Origin of the sequence: Collinsella sp. TF11-5AC, from assembly GCF_003436775.1 — a bacterium.
In the GTDB taxonomy this organism is placed as follows: Bacteria; Actinomycetota; Coriobacteriia; order Coriobacteriales; family Coriobacteriaceae; genus Collinsella.
This window is the reverse complement of sequence record NZ_QSQO01000001.1, coordinates 234,389-254,853: the sequence shown is the minus strand read 5'-3', so window position 1 is coordinate 254,853 and position 20,465 is coordinate 234,389. Positions and strand designations below refer to the sequence as shown.

At 61.5% G+C, this 20,465-nt stretch carries 17 protein-coding genes and 2 tRNA genes; 7 read left to right on the top strand and 12 right to left on the bottom strand.

The genetic code is table 11. The features are described from left to right. The first annotated feature begins 178 nt into the window (after positions 1 to 178). Entirely contained in the window at positions 179 to 1,198 is a 1,020-nt protein-coding gene (gene rfbB, locus DXD16_RS01240) for a dTDP-glucose 4,6-dehydratase (RefSeq protein WP_117654853.1), read from the top strand. Positions 1,199 to 1,310: 112 nt separating this feature from the next. Further along, entirely contained in the window at positions 1,311 to 2,765 is a 1,455-nt protein-coding gene (locus tag DXD16_RS01235) for a sugar nucleotide-binding protein (RefSeq protein WP_117654852.1), read from the top strand. 102 nt (positions 2,766 to 2,867) lie between these two features. On the opposite strand, the gene DXD16_RS01230 is transcribed toward DXD16_RS01235, so the two are convergent. Then, positions 2,868 to 3,839: a glycosyltransferase family 2 protein gene (locus DXD16_RS01230; protein WP_117654851.1), complete on the bottom strand. Its 972-nt coding sequence runs from the start codon at positions 3,837 to 3,839 to the stop codon at positions 2,868 to 2,870. Between the two features lie 160 nt (positions 3,840 to 3,999). Between DXD16_RS01230 and DXD16_RS01225 the strand changes: the two genes are divergently transcribed. The 3 genes from DXD16_RS01225 to DXD16_RS01215 all read left to right on the top strand — a co-directional run bounded on the left by DXD16_RS01225 (position 4,000) and on the right by DXD16_RS01215 (position 5,755). After that, positions 4,000 to 4,845, top strand: coding sequence for an ABC transporter permease (locus DXD16_RS01225; RefSeq protein WP_233502550.1), 846 nt, complete (start codon positions 4,000 to 4,002; stop codon positions 4,843 to 4,845). Between the two features lie 11 nt (positions 4,846 to 4,856). Next, positions 4,857 to 5,624 (top strand): ABC transporter ATP-binding protein, encoded by a 768-nt coding sequence (locus DXD16_RS01220; RefSeq protein WP_022094777.1) that lies wholly within the window; start codon positions 4,857 to 4,859, stop codon positions 5,622 to 5,624. A gap of 54 nt (positions 5,625 to 5,678) precedes the next feature. Beyond that, a tRNA-Arg gene (locus DXD16_RS01215) sits at positions 5,679 to 5,755 on the top strand. 224 nt (positions 5,756 to 5,979) lie between these two features. Here the strand turns inward: DXD16_RS01215 and glf are convergent. The 11 genes from glf to aroF all read right to left on the bottom strand — a co-directional run bounded on the left by glf (position 5,980) and on the right by aroF (position 17,287). Continuing rightward, the gene (glf, locus tag DXD16_RS01210) at positions 5,980 to 7,104 is read right to left on the bottom strand and encodes a UDP-galactopyranose mutase (RefSeq protein ID WP_117654850.1); all 1,125 of its coding nucleotides are present in this window, start codon (positions 7,102 to 7,104) and stop codon (positions 5,980 to 5,982) included. Between the two features lie 164 nt (positions 7,105 to 7,268). After that, on the bottom strand, positions 7,269 to 8,270 hold the full coding sequence (locus tag DXD16_RS01205) for a translation initiation factor 2 (RefSeq protein WP_117654849.1): 1,002 nt from the start codon (positions 8,268 to 8,270) through the stop codon (positions 7,269 to 7,271). Then, the gene (locus tag DXD16_RS01200; protein ID WP_117654848.1) at positions 8,270 to 8,719 is read right to left on the bottom strand and encodes a DUF4869 domain-containing protein; all 450 of its coding nucleotides are present in this window, start codon (positions 8,717 to 8,719) and stop codon (positions 8,270 to 8,272) included. The genes DXD16_RS01205 and DXD16_RS01200 overlap by 1 nt, the downstream gene beginning before the upstream one ends. A 130-nt stretch (positions 8,720 to 8,849) precedes the next feature. After that, positions 8,850 to 9,287 (bottom strand): type II 3-dehydroquinate dehydratase, encoded by a 438-nt coding sequence (gene aroQ / locus DXD16_RS01195; RefSeq protein WP_117654847.1) that lies wholly within the window; start codon positions 9,285 to 9,287, stop codon positions 8,850 to 8,852. A 64-nt stretch (positions 9,288 to 9,351) separates the two neighbouring features. Further along, complete coding sequence (locus tag DXD16_RS01190; protein ID WP_117654846.1) at positions 9,352 to 10,602, bottom strand: shikimate kinase; 1,251 nt, start codon at positions 10,600 to 10,602, stop codon at positions 9,352 to 9,354. Further along, positions 10,603 to 11,748, bottom strand: coding sequence for a bifunctional chorismate mutase/prephenate dehydratase (locus DXD16_RS01185; protein ID WP_117654845.1), 1,146 nt, complete (start codon positions 11,746 to 11,748; stop codon positions 10,603 to 10,605). A 43-nt stretch (positions 11,749 to 11,791) separates the two neighbouring features. Further along, on the bottom strand, positions 11,792 to 12,889 hold the full coding sequence (gene aroC, locus DXD16_RS01180) for a chorismate synthase (RefSeq protein ID WP_117654844.1): 1,098 nt from the start codon (positions 12,887 to 12,889) through the stop codon (positions 11,792 to 11,794). A 1-nt stretch (position 12,890) separates the two neighbouring features. Beyond that, positions 12,891 to 14,210, bottom strand: coding sequence for a 3-phosphoshikimate 1-carboxyvinyltransferase (gene aroA / locus DXD16_RS01175; RefSeq protein WP_117654843.1), 1,320 nt, complete (start codon positions 14,208 to 14,210; stop codon positions 12,891 to 12,893). Continuing rightward, the gene (gene aroB, locus DXD16_RS01170) at positions 14,204 to 15,310 is read right to left on the bottom strand and encodes a 3-dehydroquinate synthase (protein ID WP_117654842.1); all 1,107 of its coding nucleotides are present in this window, start codon (positions 15,308 to 15,310) and stop codon (positions 14,204 to 14,206) included. The genes aroA and aroB overlap by 7 nt, the downstream gene beginning before the upstream one ends. A gap of 36 nt (positions 15,311 to 15,346) precedes the next feature. Next, a complete protein-coding gene (locus DXD16_RS01165) occupies positions 15,347 to 16,261 on the bottom strand; it encodes a prephenate dehydrogenase/arogenate dehydrogenase family protein (RefSeq protein ID WP_117564237.1) in 915 nt (304 codons plus the stop codon). A gap of 3 nt (positions 16,262 to 16,264) precedes the next feature. Next, a complete protein-coding gene (aroF, locus tag DXD16_RS01160) occupies positions 16,265 to 17,287 on the bottom strand; it encodes a 3-deoxy-7-phosphoheptulonate synthase (RefSeq protein WP_117654841.1) in 1,023 nt (340 codons plus the stop codon). A 204-nt stretch (positions 17,288 to 17,491) separates the two neighbouring features. Between aroF and DXD16_RS01155 the strand changes: the two genes are divergently transcribed. Beyond that, positions 17,492 to 17,568 (top strand) — tRNA-Arg (locus tag DXD16_RS01155). Between the two features lie 76 nt (positions 17,569 to 17,644). Next, complete coding sequence (locus tag DXD16_RS01150) at positions 17,645 to 20,365, top strand: HAD-IC family P-type ATPase (protein ID WP_117654840.1); 2,721 nt, start codon at positions 17,645 to 17,647, stop codon at positions 20,363 to 20,365. The last annotated feature ends 100 nt before the right edge of the window (positions 20,366 to 20,465 follow it).

Below are 20,465 nucleotides of genomic sequence, written 5' to 3'. Positions count from 1 at the left end.
TTCGGTCTTCCGGTACGACAAAGACTGCATTCCGGAGGCGTTTTGTAGGGGAAGTAATTCTGCGAAGGTTATGGCTCTTATCGCGTGCCGAAATGTCCGATAGTTTTGTTGAATAGTGTCGCGGCATCACTTCCTGCGGCATACTAAAGAAGCTGTACATGCTTCAGATTGGATTTTCATGTCTGAGATTTTTGAACCTAAGAACATCATCGTCACGGGCGGCTGCGGCTTCATCGGCAGCAATTTCGTCCACTATGTCGTGAACAACCACCCGGGCGTCCACGTCACCGTCCTGGACAAGCTGACCTACGCCGGCAACCCCGAGAACATCGCGGGCCTGCCCTCCGACCGCGTGGAGCTCGTCGTCGGCGACATCTGCGACGCCGAGCTGCTCGATGAGTTGGTGCCGGGCCACGACGCGATCGTCCACTACGCCGCCGAGAGCCACAACGACAACTCCATCGCGGACCCGGAGCCCTTCCTGCGCACCAACGTCGAGGGCACCTTCCGCCTGTTGGAGGCCGTGAGGAAGTACGGCATCCGCTACCACCACGTCTCCACCGACGAGGTCTACGGCGACCTGGCGCTCGACGACCCGGCGAAGTTCACCGAGGAGACGCCGTACCACCCGTCCTCGCCGTACTCGAGTACCAAGGCCAGCTCCGACATGCTCGTGCGCGCCTGGACCCGCACCTACGGCCTGCGCGCCACGATCTCCAACTGCTCCAACAACTACGGCCCCTACCAGCACGTGGAGAAGTTCATCCCCAGGCAGATCACGAACATCGTCGACGGCGTGCGCCCCAAGCTCTACGGTCGCGGCGAGAACGTCCGCGACTGGATCCACACCGAGGACCACTCCTCGGCCGTCTGGGACATCTTGACCCGCGGCCGCATGGGGGAGACCTACCTCATCGGGGCCGACGGGGAGAGGAACAACATCACGGTCCTGCGCATGATCCTGGAGGCGATGGGACGCGATCCCGAGGACTTCGACTGGGTCGCCGACCGCCCCGGCCACGACCGCCGCTACGCCATCGACTCCACCAAGCTCCAGCGCGAGCTGGGCTGGAGGCCGGCGCACACCGACTTCGCCGAGGGGCTCAAGCAGACCATCGACTGGTACGTGGCCAACGAGTCCTGGTGGCGCCCGGCCAAGGAGGCCACCGAGGCCCGCTACAGGGCGCAGGGGCAGTAGGCCCGGATTCCCGGACGTTTACCTTTTCGAGCGCCCCTCGCGGTGCCGCAGGGCATGGGGATGATCCTGCGGCACCGCGAGGGGCGCCCGCAACACGATTGGAATTAACCACATGGCTGACATCTCATTCGAGAAGGAACTTGCCGTCGCCGAGACCGGCATAGAGGGCCTCAAGGTCGTCGACCTCGCCGTCCACGGCGACTCGCGCGGCTGGTTCAAGGAGAACTGGCAGCGCGCCAAGATGACCGAACTCGGCATCCCGGACCTCCGCGTCGTCCAGAACAACGTCTCCTACAACGACAGCCGCGGCGTCACCCGCGGCATCCACGCGGAGCCCTGGGACAAGTTCATCTCCGTCGCGCGCGGCTCTGTCTTCGGCGCCTGGGTGGACCTGCGCGAGGGCAGCGAGACCTTCGGCAGGGTGTTCACCTGCACGCTCGACCCGTCCAGGGCCATCTACGTCCCGCGCGGCGTGGGCAACTCCTTCCAGGCCCTGGAGGACGGCACCGCCTACACCTACCTGGTGGACGCCCACTGGTCGCTGGAGCTGAAGAAGACCTACACCTTCGTGAACCTCGCCGACCCCGAGCTCGCCATCGAGTGGCCGATCCCGCTGGACCAGGCCACCGTCTCCGAGGCCGACCTCAACCACCCGATGCTGAGGGACGTCATCCCGATGGCGCCGAAGCGCACCCTCGTCACCGGCTGCAACGGCCAGCTGGGCCATGCGGTGCGAAAGCTCGCCGAGGAGCGCGGCGTGGCGAAGGACTTCGACTTCTGCGACATCGACACCTTCGACATGTCCGACCCGGACGCCTACTCCGAATACGACTGGTCGCTCTACGGCACCGTCATCAACTGCGGCGCCTACACGGCCGTGGATAAGGCGGAGGCCCCCGAGGGCCGCGTGACCGCCTGGAAGGCCAACGCGACGGGGCCGGCCCTGCTCGCCCGCACCTGCGCCGGGCACGGCATCACGCTCGTCCACGTGTCCTCCGACTACGTCTTCGACGGCACCGCCGAGGTCCATACGGAGGACGAGCCGTTCTCCCCGCTGTCCGTCTACGGCCAGACCAAGGCCGCCGGCGACATCGCCGTGGCCGGCTGCCCGCGCCACTACATCATGCGCAGCTCCTGGGTCATCGGCGAGGGCCGCAACTTCGTCAAGACCATGAAGGGGCTGTCCGACCGCGTCGCCGACCCCGAGGACAATCTCGCGCAGGTCACGGTCGTGGACGACCAGCTGGGCCGCCTGACCTTCACGCGCGACATGGCCGAGGCCATCTTCCACGTGCTGGGCTCGCACGCCCCCTACGGCACCTACGACTGCACCGGATCCGGCGCGGTGAAGTCCTGGGCGGACATCGCCCGCGCCGTCTTCGAGGCCGCCAACGGCAACGGGGAGAACGTGGTCCCGGTCAGCACCGCCGACTACTACGCGAACGCCTCGGACCCCATCGCCCCGCGCCCGGTCCACTCCGCGCTCGACCTCTCGAAGCTCGAGGCCGCGGGCTTCCACATGCCCGACTGGGAGGAAGAGCTGGGGGAGTACATCAAGACGCTCTAGCCGCTATTAACTTTTCGAGAGTAAAAGCCGCCGTTCTTTAACGGCGGCTTTTCTTGTTGGTGGCTATCTGCGCAGTGGTGCCAATAGTATTTTGCGGAAGATCTACCTCTCGCTTGGCATGGAAGTAGGGTGGCCGGGCTGGTCGTCGTAGGCGTATTTGCTGTACACGTTGACCTCCCACTGCTTTTTTTCGACCTTTGCTACAGAATCTAGGATGAAGCCGGTCGCAAGGCTCAGGCCGCACAGGAACATAAACGAGGCGGCGAGCACAGCGGTGGGGAAGCGCGGGACGAGGCCGGTCTGGAAATATTCGACAACGATGGGCATGCCCAGGGCGAGGCCGAATACCGCGAACAGAAGCGCAACGAGGCTGAAGAACTTCAGCGGGCGGTAGTCCTTGAACAGCGTGCCGATCATCGCAACGACTTTAATGCCGTCGCTCACGGTGTTGAGTTTGGACTCGGAACCCTCGGGACGGTCGCGGTACTCGATGGGCACATCTTTGATGCGCCAGCGGTGGTCGACGGCGTGGATCGAGAGCTCGGTTTCGATCTGGAAGCCCTCGGAAAGCACTGGGAAGGTTTTAACGAACGGGCGGCTCATGGCGCGGTAGCCTGTCATGACGTCATCGAAGCTGTAGCCATAGATCCACTTGATCATGGCGCGGACCAGATTATTGCCAAAGCCGTGGAAGGCACGCTTGTTCTCCTCGGCGTAGGTGCCGTTGGAAAGGCGATCGCCTACGGTCATGTCGGCCGTGCCGTTAAGGATGGGCTCGCAGAGGGCCTTGGCCGCCTCGGCGGGGTAGGTGTCGTCTCCGTCGACCATCAGGTAGCAATCGGCGTCGATATCGCGAAACATCTGGCGGCACACGTTGCCCTTTCCCTGACGGGGCTCAAAGCGGACTGTGGCGCCGTGCTCGGTGGCAATGCGTGAGGTATCGTCCGACGAGTTGTTGTCATAGACATAGACCGTCGCCTGCGGAAGCTCGCGGTGAAAGTCGTCGATGACTTTGCCGATCGTGAGCGCTTCGTTGTAGCAAGGGATGATGACGGCGATGGATTCAGAATTCACTTAATGCTCCTTATACATTCAATCCTAGAAAGTATAGCCGTTTGGGCCTGGCATCCTAAGATGTGGGTTAGTTCTCCAGTTTTGTTGCGCGAATCGTTTGCATGGCCGTCGGGTCTATACTGTTCGTTTGTCAACGATTACGAGTAAAGGAGTTGCATCCGTGTCGGATCAGACAAAGCAACAAGAAGCTCGCAGTCTGCCTGCGACGTTTGCTAAGAACGAATTTGAGAAGGACGCGTTTATCCTTCGTCAGCTGGTTACCAAGGATTTTAAGATCAAGTATCGCCGTAGCGTTCTGGGCGTCGCATGGTCGGTGCTCAACCCGCTGCTGATGATGATCGTCATGGCCATCGTGTTCTCGACGATTTTTGGCCAGGGCCGCAATGGCTCAATGACGCCCGAGATGTACCCGCTGTACTTGATCGTGGGTAACGTTACCTTTGCCGTCATGTCCGAGTCTACGAACCAGGCCCTGACGTCGATCGTGGGTGCTGCCCCTCTGCTCAAGAAGGTTAAGGTGCACCGCTGGGTCTTCCCGGTGCAGAAGGTGCTCTTCTCGCTGGTCAACTTTACCTTCTCGCTGGTCGCCGTCGCCATCGTTATGCTGTGGTTCCGCGTTATGCCTTCTTGGCATTTGATTCTGCTGCCGGTTTGCCTGCTGCTGCTTATGTGCTTCTGCATGGGCCTGGGCATGATGCTCTCTGCCCTTACGGTCTTTTTCCGCGACGTTATGCATCTGTGGAGCGTCGTCATTACGGCGTGGACTTATATTACGCCCATCTTCTGGACGACTGACTATATTGCGCAAATGCCGCATCTCGTGCGTATCTTGATGTATGCGAACCCCATGTATAACTACCTGCAGTTTATGCGCGATATCTTCTTGTTCCAGACCACGCCCTCGCTTTTGACGTTTGGTATGTGCGTCGCTTGGGCGGTCCTTGCGCTTGTCATTGGCTACACCGTGTTCCATAAGTCCGAGCGCAAGTTTATCCTCTACATCTAAGGAGTGCTGTGATGACTGAATCTGTTGTTGATTACAGCGAGCAGCCTCTGGCTGTCGAGGTCGACGACGTCACCATGATCTTTAACATGGCGTCCGAGTCGCTGACCAACCTCAAGGAGTACTTCATTAAGCTTGCCAAGCACGAGCTGTTCTTTGAGGAGTTTAGGGCACTTAAGCACATCTCGTTCGATATTCATCGCGGCGAAGTTGTCGGTCTGGTTGGCACCAATGGTTCCGGTAAGTCTACGATGCTCAAGATTATCGCTGGCGTGCTTGAGCCTAGCGAGGGCAGCGTTAAGGTCCATGGCAACATCGCACCGCTGATTGAGCTCGGCGCCGGCTTTGATCCTGAGCTGACGGCCCGCGAGAACATCTATCTGAATGGCGCCCTGCTCGGCTATACCAAGGAGTTCATCGACGCCAACTTTGACGGCATAATCGAGTTCGCTGAGCTGCAGAACTTTGTCGACATGCCGCTTAAGAACTTCTCCTCGGGCATGGTTGCGCGTATCGCCTTTGCAATCGCGACGATTACCGAGCCCGATATTTTGATCGTTGACGAGACGCTGTCCGTCGGTGACGTGTTCTTCCAGCAGAAGTGCGAGGACCGTATCCAGCACTTTATCCAGAGCGGCGACGTGACGGTTCTGTTCGTTTCGCACTCCATGGAGCAGGTTGAGCGCATCTGCCAGCGTGCCGTTTGGATCGAGAAGGGTGACCTTCGCATGGACGGCCCGGTCGATGAGGTCTGTAAGGCGTACCGCGAGCAGTTCAACTAGGTTATAATTACTTGCGCCTGACAGGCTTGCGCTTGCTTGGGCGTGCGGTTATATGCTCCATTAGCTCAGTTGGATAGAGCAGGGGACTTCTAATCCCAAGGTCGACGGTTCGAATCCGCCATGGAGCACCAGAGAGTTTTTGAAGACCCGGTTTAATGCCGGGTCTTTGCTATTTGGGCGCATGGGCATGCTATTGTTTAAACACAGACCCCAAGACATGGCGATGACTTGCGGCCATATTTGTTAATTTGGACTGTGGCGCGCTTTCATCGTCACAGAAAGATGCCCGGTGCAGCGTTCGCGCTGCACCGGGCATTCTGTTTGCTTATGATGGCTAGCTAATGCACCTTTGTCTCTACGCCTCCGTCGGCTCCACGCCTAGCTCGTTGCGGACGAGATCGAAGGCTGCGGCGATGGCCTTGTCCATGTCGTAGTATTTGTAGCCGCCCAGGCGACCGGCGAAGATCACGTCGCCTTCCTGTGCCGCTAGCTCCTCGTACTGCTTGTAGAGGGCCTCGTTCTTGGCGTCGTTGATGGGGTAGTAGGGCTCGTCGCCGGGCTTCCAGTCCGCCGGGTACTCGCGCGTGATGACGGTCTTGTCCTGCGTGCCGAACTCGAAGTGCTTGTGCTCGATGATGCGGGTGTAGGGGACCTCGCGCTCGGTGTAGTTGACCACGGCCACGCCCTGGTGGTCCTGCTCGTCGAGCGTCACGGTCTCAAAGCGCAGGCTGCGGTACTCCAGCGTGCCCAGCTTAAAGTCGTAGAACGCGTCGATGGGGCCGCAGTAGATCGTCTTGGCGGCGATATCGGGCTCGGCGGCGATCAGCTCCTTGTACTCCACGCCGCAGCGCACCTCGACGCCCTCGAGCATGTTGGCGACCATCTTGGTGTAGCCGCCCATGGGGATGCCCTGGTAGCGGTCGTTGAAGTAGTTGTTGTCGTAGGTGAAGCGGCAGGGGAGGCGCTTGATGATGCTCGCGGGCAGGTCGCGGCAGTCGCGGCCCCACTGCTTCTCGGTGTAGCCCTTCACGAGCGTCTCGAAGATGTCGCGGCCGACGAGCGACAGCGCCTGCTCCTCGAGGTTCTGCGGCTCGCCGATGTTCTCGGCGGCCACCTGCTCGGCGATCTTGGCCTTGGCATCGGCCGGCGCGACGACGCCCGGCCACATCTTGGCGAAGGTGTTCATGTTGAAGGGCATGTTGTACATGTCGCCATGGAAGTTGGCTACCGGCGAGTTGACGTAGTTGTTGAACTCGGCGAAGCGGTTGACGTAGTCCCAGACGTCCCTCATGGAGGTGTGGAAGATATGCGCGCCGTAGCGGTGGACCTGGATGCCCTCGACGTCCTCGGTGTAGACGTTGCCGGCGATGTGGTCGCGGCGATCGATGACCAGGACCGACTTGCCGGCGCGCCTGGCGGCATTGGCAAAGACGGCGCCAGAGAGGCCGGCGCCGACGACGAGGTAATCGTACTGGGACATGGATGTGCTCCTTTGTATGTAATCAAACAGTTACTTAAGATTTGGGACAAATAAACCTGATAATTCTTTTCCAAGGATTAGTGTACCAGGCGTGTTGTAGGCTTTCTTTCAGCGGCTTCAGCTCATGTGCATAGCCCCGGTTTCTAGATGATTTAAAGAATCTGCTAATTCGTCTTCAAACACTCCGGTAAGACTTTCGATACGGCATTCATTGCCTGCGGCTTTAGGTACTGCTCGTTGAGTCGCGCCTTTTTGTAAGCGTAGCGAGTGTCTGCTGAGTATTTGACCAGCACATCGGTGAAGAACCGCTCCCAGCTTAAATAATCGCGACTTTCGATATAGCTTGAGGGGTCCTCGAGGATTTTGGGAATGTCGCTGCTGGGTATGAGCTCGGAGCGCAGGAGTGTCCACTCAAACGATTCCGGGAGGAATAGGCGAACGTTCTTGTAAACGCGCTGTCCGAGCACTTTTTCGATGTAGGGACCAAACGCTGCGCCGTCTCCTATGGCAAGAACGTTTTGCTCGGGGCATTCGTGAATCGTACGTTTTAGATTCGCAACGCCGGTGGCCGTATAGCAGGGGATTCCGAGCCGTTTGCAAAGAGCGTTGTAAAACTGATAACCAGACTTGCTGTCCTCCACAACCACGGCATCGGGTATTTCGAATCCAACATTTAGGTCCTGATATAGCATGCTTGCCGTGTGGCTGTATATCGGTTTTGTTACCGAGTAGAAGCGTTTATCGCTCTTTCGGCCATTGATTGTTTTACTCGTGGTGTTTACCAGCTTTAGGATTTCGTCGACACTGTAGGGGAGTTCGCTGGCGTCTCGACGAGATATCAGGACAAAATAGTTGGATGAGCCGTTTACGGCTTTGGCGAAGTCCTTTGAGTAGATAAACTCGTTGCCCTCATCTAGAAAGACGATTGAATCTTCGATGATCGACAGCTCGCGCTCCCAGCGTCTGCCGGAAAGCGTTTCGCAAGGCACGTCGGAGCTAAGTGCAACGCCGCTTTCCGGTCCTCGGTCGTTGTAGTCGCGAATCATCGAGATGAGCGTCGTTTTGCCCGTGCCGCTGTTGCCACGGATGAAGGAAATATTGCGTTTAAAGGTGAGCGTGTATTTGACTTTTGCGCGCTCCACGACAACAGTGTGTGTTCCCTTCATTACTCATCAACATCCAAAAAGTCATTCGTGGCGCCGACAAACTCCTGCATGTTTCTAACGATGCGGCCATCGTTATTAATGCGAATCTCAAAATGCCTCCAGGGGAATTTCATGATGTGGTAAAGGGTTACCAGCACATCCTGTTCTTTGCCAATTTTGAGCAGCCAGCGGGCGCAGTTATCTCCGCAAGTGGATGCATTGAACACCATGTTTGGGAGATTGCGCACCAGAAGTAGCGTTTTAACGCCGCCGGAAAGCTCGAGGGGCGTAATCGAACCGAGCTGTTTGCTGATGATGTTGTGGGGGCCGATGAGCTCTGAACCGTCAACGCCTTTAATCATCTGCGCTGCCATAGGGTCCTCGAACCAGGAATCCAGGTATGAGTTCCTAAAATAGGTTTCGGTATCGTAGATGGAACGGGGGTAATCTCCCAGATGGATGCTTAACATGAGCGTCTCCAGACGTTTTGTGACTGCAACGATTATATGCCAGTAATAAAGTGCCGCCAGTAGTGAGGTTGCTGCTGGCGGCACTGGCATTATTGGCGTGCGAATCGCGTTGATGGATTTGCTCGCGAGGCTACTTTTCGAGACGCTCTTTCAGCAGCTCTAACGCGTGAGCGTAGCCTTGGAGGCCTTCGCCGGTGATGGTGGCGAAGCAGGCCAGGCGGGCGTAGCTCACCTGACGGAAGTCCTCGCGGGTCTCGACGGCGCTGATGTGGACCTCGACGGCAGGGATGGCGACGGCCTTGAGGGCGTCGAGGATCGCGACGCTCGTGTGCGTGTATGCCGCCGGGTTGATGACGATGCCGTCGACCTTGCCGTAGGCCTCCTGGATCTTGTCGACGATGCTGCCCTCGTGGTTAGACTGGAAGACCTCGACCTCGTTAAAGCCCTGTGCGGCACCTGCCTCCTGGCAGATCTGCACTAAGCGGTCGTAGTTGTCGCTGCCATAGATGCCCGGCTCGCGAATGCCGAGCATGTTGAGGTTGGGGCCGTTGATGACGAGTGCTTTCATGGATGTTTCCTTTGCGGTTGGAAAACCACCACAAAGGTGCTTGTCCCCTTTGTGGTGGTTTTGGTTAGAGAGCGGGTGGGAGGGTGTCGAGGAGGGCTTGGGCGGTGTTGGCGGCGCAGTCGCGTGAGTCGATGATGTAGTCGGCCCAAGCGCGGTAGCGCGGCATGCGCTGCTCGGCGAGCTTGTCGATGCCATCGCGCGCCGTGATGGGGCGGCCCTTGTGGGCGAGCTCGTCGAGCTTGCGGTTGAGCATCACGATCTGGCTGTTCTGGTGCAGCAGCGGATAGTTCTCGTCGCGCGTGACCACGCCGCCACCCGTGGAAAGCACCAGGCCGCTGCGCTTGGAGATGTCGGCCAGCGCCGCCGTCTCCTGCTCGCGGAAGGCCGCCTCGCCGCGCTCGACGATAAAGTCGGCGCAGGGCATGCCCAGGCGCTCCTCGAGGGCGCGGTCCAGGTCGATGTGCTCGCGACCCGTGAGCAGGGCAATCTGCTCACCTACGCGGGTCTTGCCCGAGCCCGGCATGCCGATCAGCGCGATGTTCTGTTCGCGGCAGTACAGACGCTCCGTTACGTCCAGGATGCGCTCGTGCGGGGTAATCTGGCCGGTATAGCGCTCGACAGCCTGTGCCGCCTGGGCCACGAGCATCAGCAGGCCGCCGATGCAAGGGATACCGCAGCGCTCGGCCTCGAGCATCATGCCCGTGCGGGCGGGGTTGTAGACGATGTCAATGATGCCCTCGAGCGCATTAAGTCCTTCGAGCGTGCAGGGGGCATCGGGACAGTGGGGGAACATGCCGGCGGGCGTGCAGTTGACGAGCAGGGCGGCGTCGGACTGCTGCGCGATGTTGCCGTAGTTGACTTCGCTCGTGCGGCCGACCGGCACGACGATGGCGCCCAGGTCGCCGAGCACCATGCTGGCAGTGGTGCCGGCGCCACCGGTGGCACCGAGCACGAGGGCCTTCTTGCCGGCAACCTCGACGCCCAGCTCCTCGACCAGGCATTGGAAGCCAAAGTAGTCGGTGTTGTCGCCGCGCAGGCGGCTGTCGGGCAGGCGCGTGATGGTGTTGACGTTTCCCATACGCTCGGCGAGTGGACTCAGCTCGTCCAGGTATTCCATGACGGCGCGCTTGTAGGGGATGGTCACGTTGGTGCCCTCCCATTCGTCACCCGTCATAAAAGCCTGGAGGTCCTCGGGCTCGCGCTCAAATCGTACGTACTCGAGCCCCGCGAGCTCCTTGTAGATGGTCGGGGTGTAGCTGTGGCCCAGCACGCGGCCCAGCACTCCGTAGGGGCGGGTTGCGGCGACATCGGTCATCTAGAGCACCTCCGTGTAACTGCCAAAGTAGGTGAAGCTCTCGCACACGTCGTCGATGGAATCGAGCAGGTCATCGAGGGCCTTGCTGCCAAAGGGGCAGTCCAGGTCAAAGTAGAACATAAACTCAAAGTCGTGCCCGGGGATGGGGCGGCTCTCGAGCTTGATGAGGTTGATATTGAGCGCGTAGAAGCGCTCGAGTACGCGATAGAGTGCGCCCGGCTCGTTGGCCGTGGTAATCATGAGCGAGGCGCGGTTGGCGCCGGGGTAGACGCGTGGCTCGCGGCTGATGACGACAAAGCGCGTGTAGTTGTTGTCCGAGTCCTGGATGTTGGGCTCCAGTACCTCCAGGCCGTAGAGTGCGGCGCAGCTGCGCGATGCGATCGCGGCAACATCGGTGCGTTCGGAGCTGGCGACCATCTCGGCCGACATGGCCGTGTTGGGGTACTTGGTGGCGTGCAGGTCGTGCGCCTCGATAAAGCCGGCGCATTGGGCAATGGCCTGGCCGTGGCTGTAGACCTCGTGCACGTCCGCAAGCTTGGCGCCGGGCTTGACGAGCAAGTTGTGGTCGATTTTGAGGCGCAGCGAGCGCACGATATGGAAGTCGAACTGGGCGAGCAGGTCGTAGACGGCGTTAACCGAGCCGGCGGTGGAGTTCTCGATGGGCAGCACGCCAAACTCGCAGAAGCCGTCGCGCACGGCGCGCATGACGCCCTCGAAGGTCTCGAAGAACGCGATGTCGGGCACGTCGAAGAGTTTGCACGCGGCGATTTGACTGTAAGCGCCCTCAACACCCTGGCAGGCGACGGTGGCCGTCTGGGGGAAGGGCGTATCGAAGGCCTCGGTCGTGGCGTGTGCCCTTTGCGAGACCGTGATGCCCTTGAGCTCGTTGATATAGCGCTGCTGCTCGGCCTTGCTCATGCTCATGAGGAGACGGAACAGGGTGATGGTCTGCGCCTCGTAGCGCTCGGGCGCGCGGCTGGCGAGGTTGTTGAGCTTGGAGCGCTCACGGGCGGGGTCGAAGACGGCCTTGCCCATCTCGATTTTTGACTTGGCGACCTCGGTGGCAATGTCCATGCGCTCGACAAAGCTGTTGAGGAGCGTGGTGTCGATGGCATCGATGGCCTGGCGGATGTCAGCAAGGTCCATGGAGACCCCTTTCACGTGTCGGGGGATGTTGAGGGGTGGGTAGTTAGCGCTGGGCGGCGTCTTCGAGGAGGGCGTCCCAGATGGCAAGGGCGGCGGCTGCCTCGGCTACGGGGACAGCTCGGGGGACGATGCAGGGATCGTGGCGGCCGTGGACCGAGAGCTCGGCATTTTCCATAGCGTCCATGTCCACCGTCTGCTGCTCGCGGCCAATGGAGGGCGTCGGCTTTACGGCCATGCGCCACATGACGGGCGCGCCGGTCGAAATACCGCCCAGGATGCCGCCGGCGTTGTTGGACTCGACCTCGATCTCGCCGGTCTCGGCATCGATGCGATACGGATCATTGTTCTCGCTGCCGCGCATGGCGGCCACGGCAAAGCCCATGCCAAACTCCACGCCCTTTACGGCGGGAATGCCAAACGCGATCTGCGCGATGCGGTTCTCGATGCCGTCGAACATGGGGTCGCCGATGCCCGCGGGAAGCCCATAAATGCCGCACTCCACGATGCCGCCGATGCTGTCGAGTTCGTCGCGTGCGGCTAGGATCTCCTCGCGCATGCGGCCGGCTGCGGCGGCGTCAATGCAAGGAAGATCGTTCGTTTGGATCGCTTTGCGGTCGGCCTCGCGATAGACCATATCGTCCATCGGCAGGTCGGAGATACCGCCGATCTGCGCGACGTGCGCCATTACTTTAATGCCGCGGGCCTCGAGTGCCTGCAGCGCAATGCCGCCGGCGATGCACAGGGGTGCCGTTAGGCGGCCGGAGAAGTGCCCGCCACCGGCGACATCGTGCATGTTGTGATACTTCACGCGCGCAGGGAAGTCCGCATGTCCGGGGCGGGGCTTGCGGCGCAGCTCGGAGTAATCCTTGGAGCGCGTGTTGGTGTTCTCGATAATCGCGGCGATGGGCGCGCCGGTGGTATGTCCATCGACCACACCGGCGATGATGTGGGCGGCGTCGGCCTCGCGGCGTTTGGTCGCGGTCTCGTCGCGACCGGGGGCACGACGGTCAAGGAAGGCCTGCAGCCGCCCCTGGTCAACAGCGATGCCCGCCGGAATGCCATCGAGGGAGCAGCCGATGGCGGGGGAGTGCGACTGGCCGAAGATGCTTAAGTGCAAGACGTTGCCAAAGGTCGAGGACATGCTATTCCTCCTCGAGTGTGACCTTGCCGCCCAGCAGGCGGTAGTGGTCGAAGAAATCGGGATAGGACTTGTTGACGGCCTCGGCGCCGTGGATCACGACCTCGCCGGTGGCGCGGCTCGCGGCGATCGCGGCCATCATGGCGATGCGATGGTCGTTGTGCGAATCGACTTCGCCGCCGGTGAAGGCATCGACACCCTTGATGATGAGGTCATCGCTGGCAATGCGCACCTGCGCGCCCAGCGCGGTGAGCTCGCGGGTGGTCGTGACCAGGCGGTCGGATTCCTTGATGCGCAGACGGGCGCAATCGTGGATAAAGGTGCGGCCCTGCGCCAGCGAGGCTACGGCCGAGATGACGGGCACCAGGTCAGGAATGTCGTGGGCGCTCATCTCAAAGCCGGCGAGCTTGTCGGACTTCACGGTGGCGGCGTTGGTGGAGCGCACGATGCGGGCGCCAAAGCGCGAAAGCGCGGCGAGCACGTTTCGGTCGCCCTGCGCGGAGCTCAGGGATACGCCCTCCACGGTGATGGGGTCGGCGCCGATAGCGCCGGCGCACAGCCAAAAGGCGGCGTTGGACCAGTCGCCCTCGACGGCTACGCTGCCGGGCGTGCGGTACGAGCCGCTGCTCACGCGGAAGTTCGTGACTTCGGGCTGGCCGTCCTTGGCCGGAATACGCTCGACGTTGACCTCGACGCCAAAGGCCTTCATGGCCTGGATCGTCAGGTTGATGTAGGGACGGCTCTCAATGAGGCCGGTTACCTGCACGCAGGAGGGCTGGGCCAGCAGCGGGGCTGCCAGCAGCAGGCCGGAGATATACTGCGAGCTCACGTTGCCCGGAAGCACAAAGGTGCCCGGGCGCATGCGTCCGCTCGTCTTGAGCGGAAAACCGCCCAGACCCTGTAGGTCGCAGCCGGCGGCGATGATCTCGTCCGAGAGCGGGGAGAGCGGGCGGGCGCCCAGGCGGCCCTGGCCTACGAAGGTGGCATCCGCACCCAGCGCGCAGGCGACAGGCAGCATAAAGCGGAGCGTGGATCCACTTTCGCCGCAGTCAAGCGTGCCGCCGGCAAGGGCCTTGAGCAGGCCAAACTCAACACTCTTCATGGTGGGGTGGACCTGGAAGCCGTCCTCGACGGTCTCGATGCGAGCACCCAGGGCCGTAAGGCAACGCACCGTAGCCTCGATGTCGGCGCAGGTGGTATTGCAGGTGACGTGTGTCTCGCCGTTGGCAAGCGCAGCGCAGATGATGAGGCGATGCGCCATCGACTTGGACGCGATGGCGGGAACGGTGCCCTTGAGCGGGGACGGGGTGATGCGGGCTAGCATGCGGAAGCGTCTCCCTTCTGGCCGAGGCCCTCGGCAATTAAATCGTGGAAGGTGGAAAGCGGCGTGCGGTCGATGCTGCAACGGCCAATGCCGTGCGGAATTACCAGGTCAATCGTGTCACCGGCGCGCTTTTTATCGTGCAGTGCTTCGGCAAAGACGGCGTCGGCCGAAAGCTCGCAGCGGGTCTTGAGACCGTGGCGTGCGCAGAGCTCCTCGATGCGGCCCGGCAGCTCGGCGTCGCAGATGCCGTGCAGGGCCGCGGCGCGCGTGATGATGCCCATGCCGATTGAAACGCAGTTGCCGTGTCCGAGCTCAAAGTGCTCGCAGGCCTCGACGGCATGCCCGGCGCTATGTCCAAAATTGAGGAGCTTACGCTGGTTGGTTTCGCGCTCGTCGGCGACGACCACGGCGCGCTTGATGTCGATATTGCGGGCGATGATGAGCGCTACGCGGGCCACATCGCGGTTGAGCAGCTCCAGCGTGAGCGGGGTCTTCTCCAGTTCGGCGAAAAGCTCCGGGTCGGCGATCACGGCGTGCTTGACGACCTCGCCGCAGCCATCGGCGAACTGCTCGGGCGTGAGGGTGGCCAGGCACCCCACGTCGGCGATAACCACGCTCGGCTGCCAAAAGGCGCCGGCCAGGTTCTTGCCGGCAGCCAGGTCTATGGCGGTCTTGCCGCCCACCGACGAATCCACCATGGCGAGCAGGCTCGTCGGGATCTGCACAAACTTGCAGCCGCGCATGTAGGTGGCGGCCACAAAGCCCGCCATGTCGCCCACGACACCGCCGCCGAGTGCCACGATCACGTCGGAGCGCGAAAGCTCGCGCTCGGCCACAAACTCCAAAATGGCAACGTAGGTCTCAGCGCGCTTATGGGCCTCGCCGGCCTCGAAGGTGCAGATGCTCACCTCGTAGCCTGACGCCTCCAGGCTCTGCTTAACGGGCATCTGGTAGAGCGGGCCCACGTTGGTGTCCGTCACGATGACGGCCTTGGTGCCGCCGGCGGTGGCGCGCACGAGCGGCCCCGCCTGCTCCAGCAAAAACGTGCCAACATGCACCTGGTAGGGGCGTGCAGTGTCGATATCGATGGTAATCGCCATAAGCTTCGGTCCTTTCGACCTGGCGTGGTGGGTGGTCTAGTGGGAGGCCTCGTCGTCGAGTGCGCGCTTAATGCGGTCGCCCTCGGCAAGGAGATTCTCCAGATAGCGCTGGTCGCGGTCCTTGAGCGCGCGGCTGTAGGCGCCAAGCGATTCGATCAGATGGTCGATCTCGAAGGCGAGCGCGTCGGCGTCGTCGATCATGAGCTCGGACCACATTTGCGGGTTGAGGTGCGCCACGCGGGTGAGATCGCGGTAGCTACCGGCCGAAAAGCCGTGGTGGACCTGAGCGGTCGGGCTCTTAACATAGGCGTTGGAGACGACGTGCGCGAGCTGGCTCGTAAAGGCGATGACGCGGTCGTGCTCGGCGGCGCTGGTCACGCTGAACTTGCCAAAGCCCAAGGGGCGTACCATCTCGCGCACCTGGCCCAAAAGCTCCAGTTTGAGCGCATCGTCCACCGCGGGCGGTACGAGCACGAGCGGGGCGCCCTGGAACAGGTCGGCGCGGGAGTGCGCATAGCCCGAGTACTGCGTGCCCGCCATGGGGTGCGCGCCCACAAAGTAAAAGCCGTGCTCGCGGGCTAGCTCAAAGGCGCGCTCGCACACGATGCCCTTGACGCCCACCGTGTCGATCACCACGGGGCCCATGATGGCCTCGGTGTCGGTGGCGTCGGCGAGCGCCTGGGCGTGCGCCTCGAGCCACTCGATGCATGCCTCGGGATAGCAGGCAAGGACGATGATGTCGCATTCGCCGAGCGTCTTGTCGTTAAGCTCTCCGGCGACAGTGCCCATGCTGGCGGCCGTCATGACATCGTCATCGGGGTCCCAGGCCAGCACGCGGACGCCCGCCTGCGCATAGCCGCGGGCAAAGCTGCCGCCGATGAGGCCCAGGCCGACGATGCCGGCGCACTTGGGGCCGCCCTGGTTAACGCGCGCGTTTCTCACTGTACCCATGGGCTACTCCATGGTCTCATGGCAGACAACCTCGCGAATGGCTCGGATGCGGCGCATGGTGTCGTCGAACTGATCGGGGGTGAGGGCCTGAGCGCCGTCGGACCATGCGCGGCTGGGCTCGTCGTGGACCTCGATCTCTAGGCCGTTGGCACCGCAGGCGGTCGCGGCGAGCGCCATGGGCTCAACGTAGCGGGTGTAGCCGGTGGCGTGGCTGGGGTCGGCGACGACGGGCAGGTGCGACAGGTGGTGCAGCACCGGCACGGCATTGAGGTCGAAGGTGTTGCGGGTGCGGGTCTCGAAGGTGCGGATGCCGCGCTCGCACAGGATGACGTTGTCGTTGCCCTCGCTCATGATGTACTCGGCGGCCATGAGCAGCTCATCGATCGTGCCGGACATGCCGCGCTTAAGCAAGATCGGAGTCTTGGTCTTGCCGACCTCTTTGAGCAGAGGGAAGTTCTGGGCGTTGCGGGCGCCGATCTGCATGACGTCGATCTTCTTGTCCAGGAAGGCCTGCACGTCGCGCGGGTCCATGATCTCGGTGACGATCGGCATGTCGAGCTCGGCAGACGCCTCGCACAGCAGGTCCAGACCGGCGGGGCCCATGCCCTGGTAGGCGTACGGGGAAGTGCGGGGCTTGTAGGCACCGCCGCGCAGCATCGTGGCACCGGCGGCCTTCACGCGGCGGGCGATGCGGATGAGGTTCTCGCCCTCGACGGAGCACGGGCCGGCGATGACCTGGAACTGATCGCCGCCGATCTTGACGCCGTGGCCGCAGTCGATGACGGAGTCCTCGGGGTGGAACTTGCGGTTGGCGCGCTTGAACGGCTCGGAGACGCGCTGCACGCGCTCGACGACGTCCATGGACTCGAGCAGGAACGGGTCGATCTTGGTCGTATCGCCCACCAGGCCGATGATCGTCTCGTTCTCGCCGCGCGAGACGTCGGTCTTCAGGCCCTTTTTTTCAATCCAGCTGACGATATGGCTGACGGCCTCGTCGCTGGCGCTCTGCTTTAAAATTGCAATCATGGTGTGCCTCTCACCTCGATGGATAACCCTTGTAAAAACGGCCCGCATCGCGAGCCGTGTATATATGGTGCATGAGAGTTTATACTATCTGATTCGCTTTTGCCTTCTAAAGTGGGCCGTTGCGCCGCGTCTTCCTCGGAATTGCAAAGCTTTTTCTTTTATTTTGATAGCCCGTGGCGCACTTGGGTATAATGCCTACCGTTCGCCCTATTAGCTCAGAGGATTAGAGCGTCTGCCTCCGGAGCAGAAGGCCGTTGGTTCGAATCCAACATGGGGCACCATCGAACGTGAGACCGTCCGAACCTCGCATGGTCCGGGCGGTTTTTCTTATACCGACGCGACGTGATGGGACGTGGTATGGCAGCAACGGATATCGAGCGCGGACTCTCGACCGCCGAGGTCGAGGAGCGCATCGCCGCCGGTAAGATCAACCGCAACATGGAGCTCAAGACCAAGTCGGTCAAAGAGCTCATCATTGAGAACCTCTGCACGTTGTTCAATTTGATCAACGTGATCTTGGCTTTCCTGGTCATTTTGACCGGTTCGTTTAAGAATCTGACGTTCCTGTTCGTGGTGTTCCTCAATACCGCTATTGGCGTCATTCAGTCCATGCGTTCCAAGAAGATGGTCGATAAGCTTACGCTGCTAACCTCCAAGAAGGCCATCGCGGTGCGCGACGGCGCTGAGGTGGAGCTCGACCTGGACCAGATCGTGCTCGACGACATTATCCGCTTGGGGCGCGGTGACCAGATTCCCGCCGACGCCGTGGTGGTTTCGGGCGAGGCGCTCGTGAACGAGAGCTTGCTGACGGGCGAGAGCGACCTTATTAAGAAGCAGCCCGGCTCCGAGCTCATGAGCGGTAGCTTTATCGACTCAGGTCTGCTGCGCGCCCGCGTGATCCATGTCGGCGCCGACAACTACGTGGCCAAAATTAATAACGAGGCCAAGTACGTCAAAAAGGTCAATTCCGAGATCATGAACGCGCTTAACGCCATCGTGCGCTTTGCGAGCATCATCATGATCCCGCTCGGTTTGGCGTTGTTTGCCTCGAGTGTGAGCGAGCTGTGGGATGCCGCGGGAACCCCGGGCGATAGCGCGCTTTCCTGGTGCTTCTCCGAGCTGCTGGCCGGCCGCGTGCCTTCGTCGGCGCTGCTGTCCACGGTGGGCGCCCTGCTGGGCATGATTCCGCAGGGCCTGGTGCTGCTGACCTCGTCGGTGCTCGCCATCGCCACGGTGCGCCTGGCCCGCCGCAAGGTTCTGGCGCAGCAGCTCTACTGCATCGAGACGCTCGCTCGCGTCGACGTACTGTGCCTGGACAAGACGGGCACCATCACGTCGGGTCGCATGGAGGTCGAGGGTACCTATCCGCTGCCGGTTGAGGGCGTTGCCTTGGGCGTGGGGGAGAACGAGGCGGCTGTTCCCGTCGATACCACGGTGCTCGATTTTGCCCTTGCTAACGTCGCGCGTGCGACTTCGGCCGATGCCAACGAGACCTGCCAGGCGCTGCTCAACTATTACGCCGATCGCCCGGTCGAGGTGTCTGAGCCGCTGTCGGTCATTCCGTTCTCGTCGTCTAAAAAATGGAGTGGCGCTTCGTTTGCGCAGGGCTCCTACGTAATGGGCGCCGCGCAGTTTGTGCTCTCTGATCGTGTGTTTTCGCAGGTCGAGAACCGTGTCGCCGAGCTTGCCGATACCTGCCGCGTGCTCGTGGTGGCGCGCGTTGACGGCTTTACGCCCGATGGCGATATGGTGGGCGAGGCCGAGCCTGTGGGCTTTGTGACCATCCGCGACGAGATCCGTACCTCGGCGGCCGAGACCATCGGCTACTTTAACGAGCAGGGCGTGACGCTCAACGTGATCAGTGGCGACGACCCGCGTACGGTGTCGTCGATCGCGCGCGTGGTGGGCGTGCCGGGGGCGGACGCTTATGTGGACGCCACGACGCTCGATACGCCGGCCAAGCTCGATGCCGCAGTGGACCGCTACCATGTCTTTGGTCGTGTGACCCCGCAGCAGAAGCGCGAGCTCGTGCAGGCGCTCAAGCGCCGCGAGCACACCGTGGCCATGACAGGCGACGGCGTCAACGACGTGCTGGCGCTCAAGGAGGCCGACTGCTCCGTGGCCATGGCGGCCGGCTCCGATGCCGCGCGTAACGTGGCCGAGATCGTGCTCGTCGACAACGACTTTGCCTCGATGCCCGCCGTGGTGGCCGAGGGCCGTCGCTCCATCAACAACCTGCAGCGTTCGGCTTCGCTGTTCCTGACTAAGACGCTGTTCTCGATGGGCCTGGCGGCGCTGTGCATCGCGCTGCCGCCGTACCCTTTCGAGCCGATTCAGATGACGCTCATCAACTTCTTCTGCATCGGCGCGCCGGGCTTTGTGTTGGGCCTGGAGCCCAACAATGCTCGCGTGAAGGGGTCGTTCCTGACGAACGTGCTCAAGCGGGCACTGCCGGCGTCGATTGCGGTCATTTTGGCCGCGGCGCTCGATATCTTTGTGGCGCGCGTGTTTGGCTTTAGCCAGCTTACGCTTTCGACCATGTGCCTGCTCACGTCGTGCGCGGCGAGTGTCAGCCTGATCTGGCGCATTTCGCAGCCGCTCACGCCTTTGCGCGTGGTGCTTTTCGTGTTTGTCATCGCCGGTATTTTGACGGGCGTTATCGGGTTCCCGGAGCTGCTGTCGATTGCCAACTTGTCGATGGGTCAGATTGTCATCTTGGCGGCTATCGTCGTCTTTACCTGTGCGGTGTTCTTTAAGCTTGCCACGATGATGGACTCGCTTAAGCCCCGTCGCCGTCATGCGGCCACCGGCTTTGGCCGTGGCGTGCGTGTTCGCCTGGGTCGCGGCGGCGGCAAGGTGAGCTCGACGGGTTCGACGGCGGAGCGTTTTGCCAAGCGCGTCGCCGCCGACATGGCGCAGCGCCGCGAAGCTCGCACCGTTCGTGAGGCCGAAGCCCGCGCACTCGAGGGCGTGGCCCAGACCCAGCCCAAGAAAAAGAAGAGCGCCGGCGTTAAGCGCTCCCGCGTGACCAAATCGCCCCAGGGCATCAAAGTCTCGATGCCCAAGAAAAAGAAGTAGTTCGCTGCCTTCAGGGATGATTTTTCTGGCGATGTTGAATTGGTGCCTTGCGCTTGTGGGGCCGTGTCGATGTTATGCTCTAACCTCGATTGTTTGAATT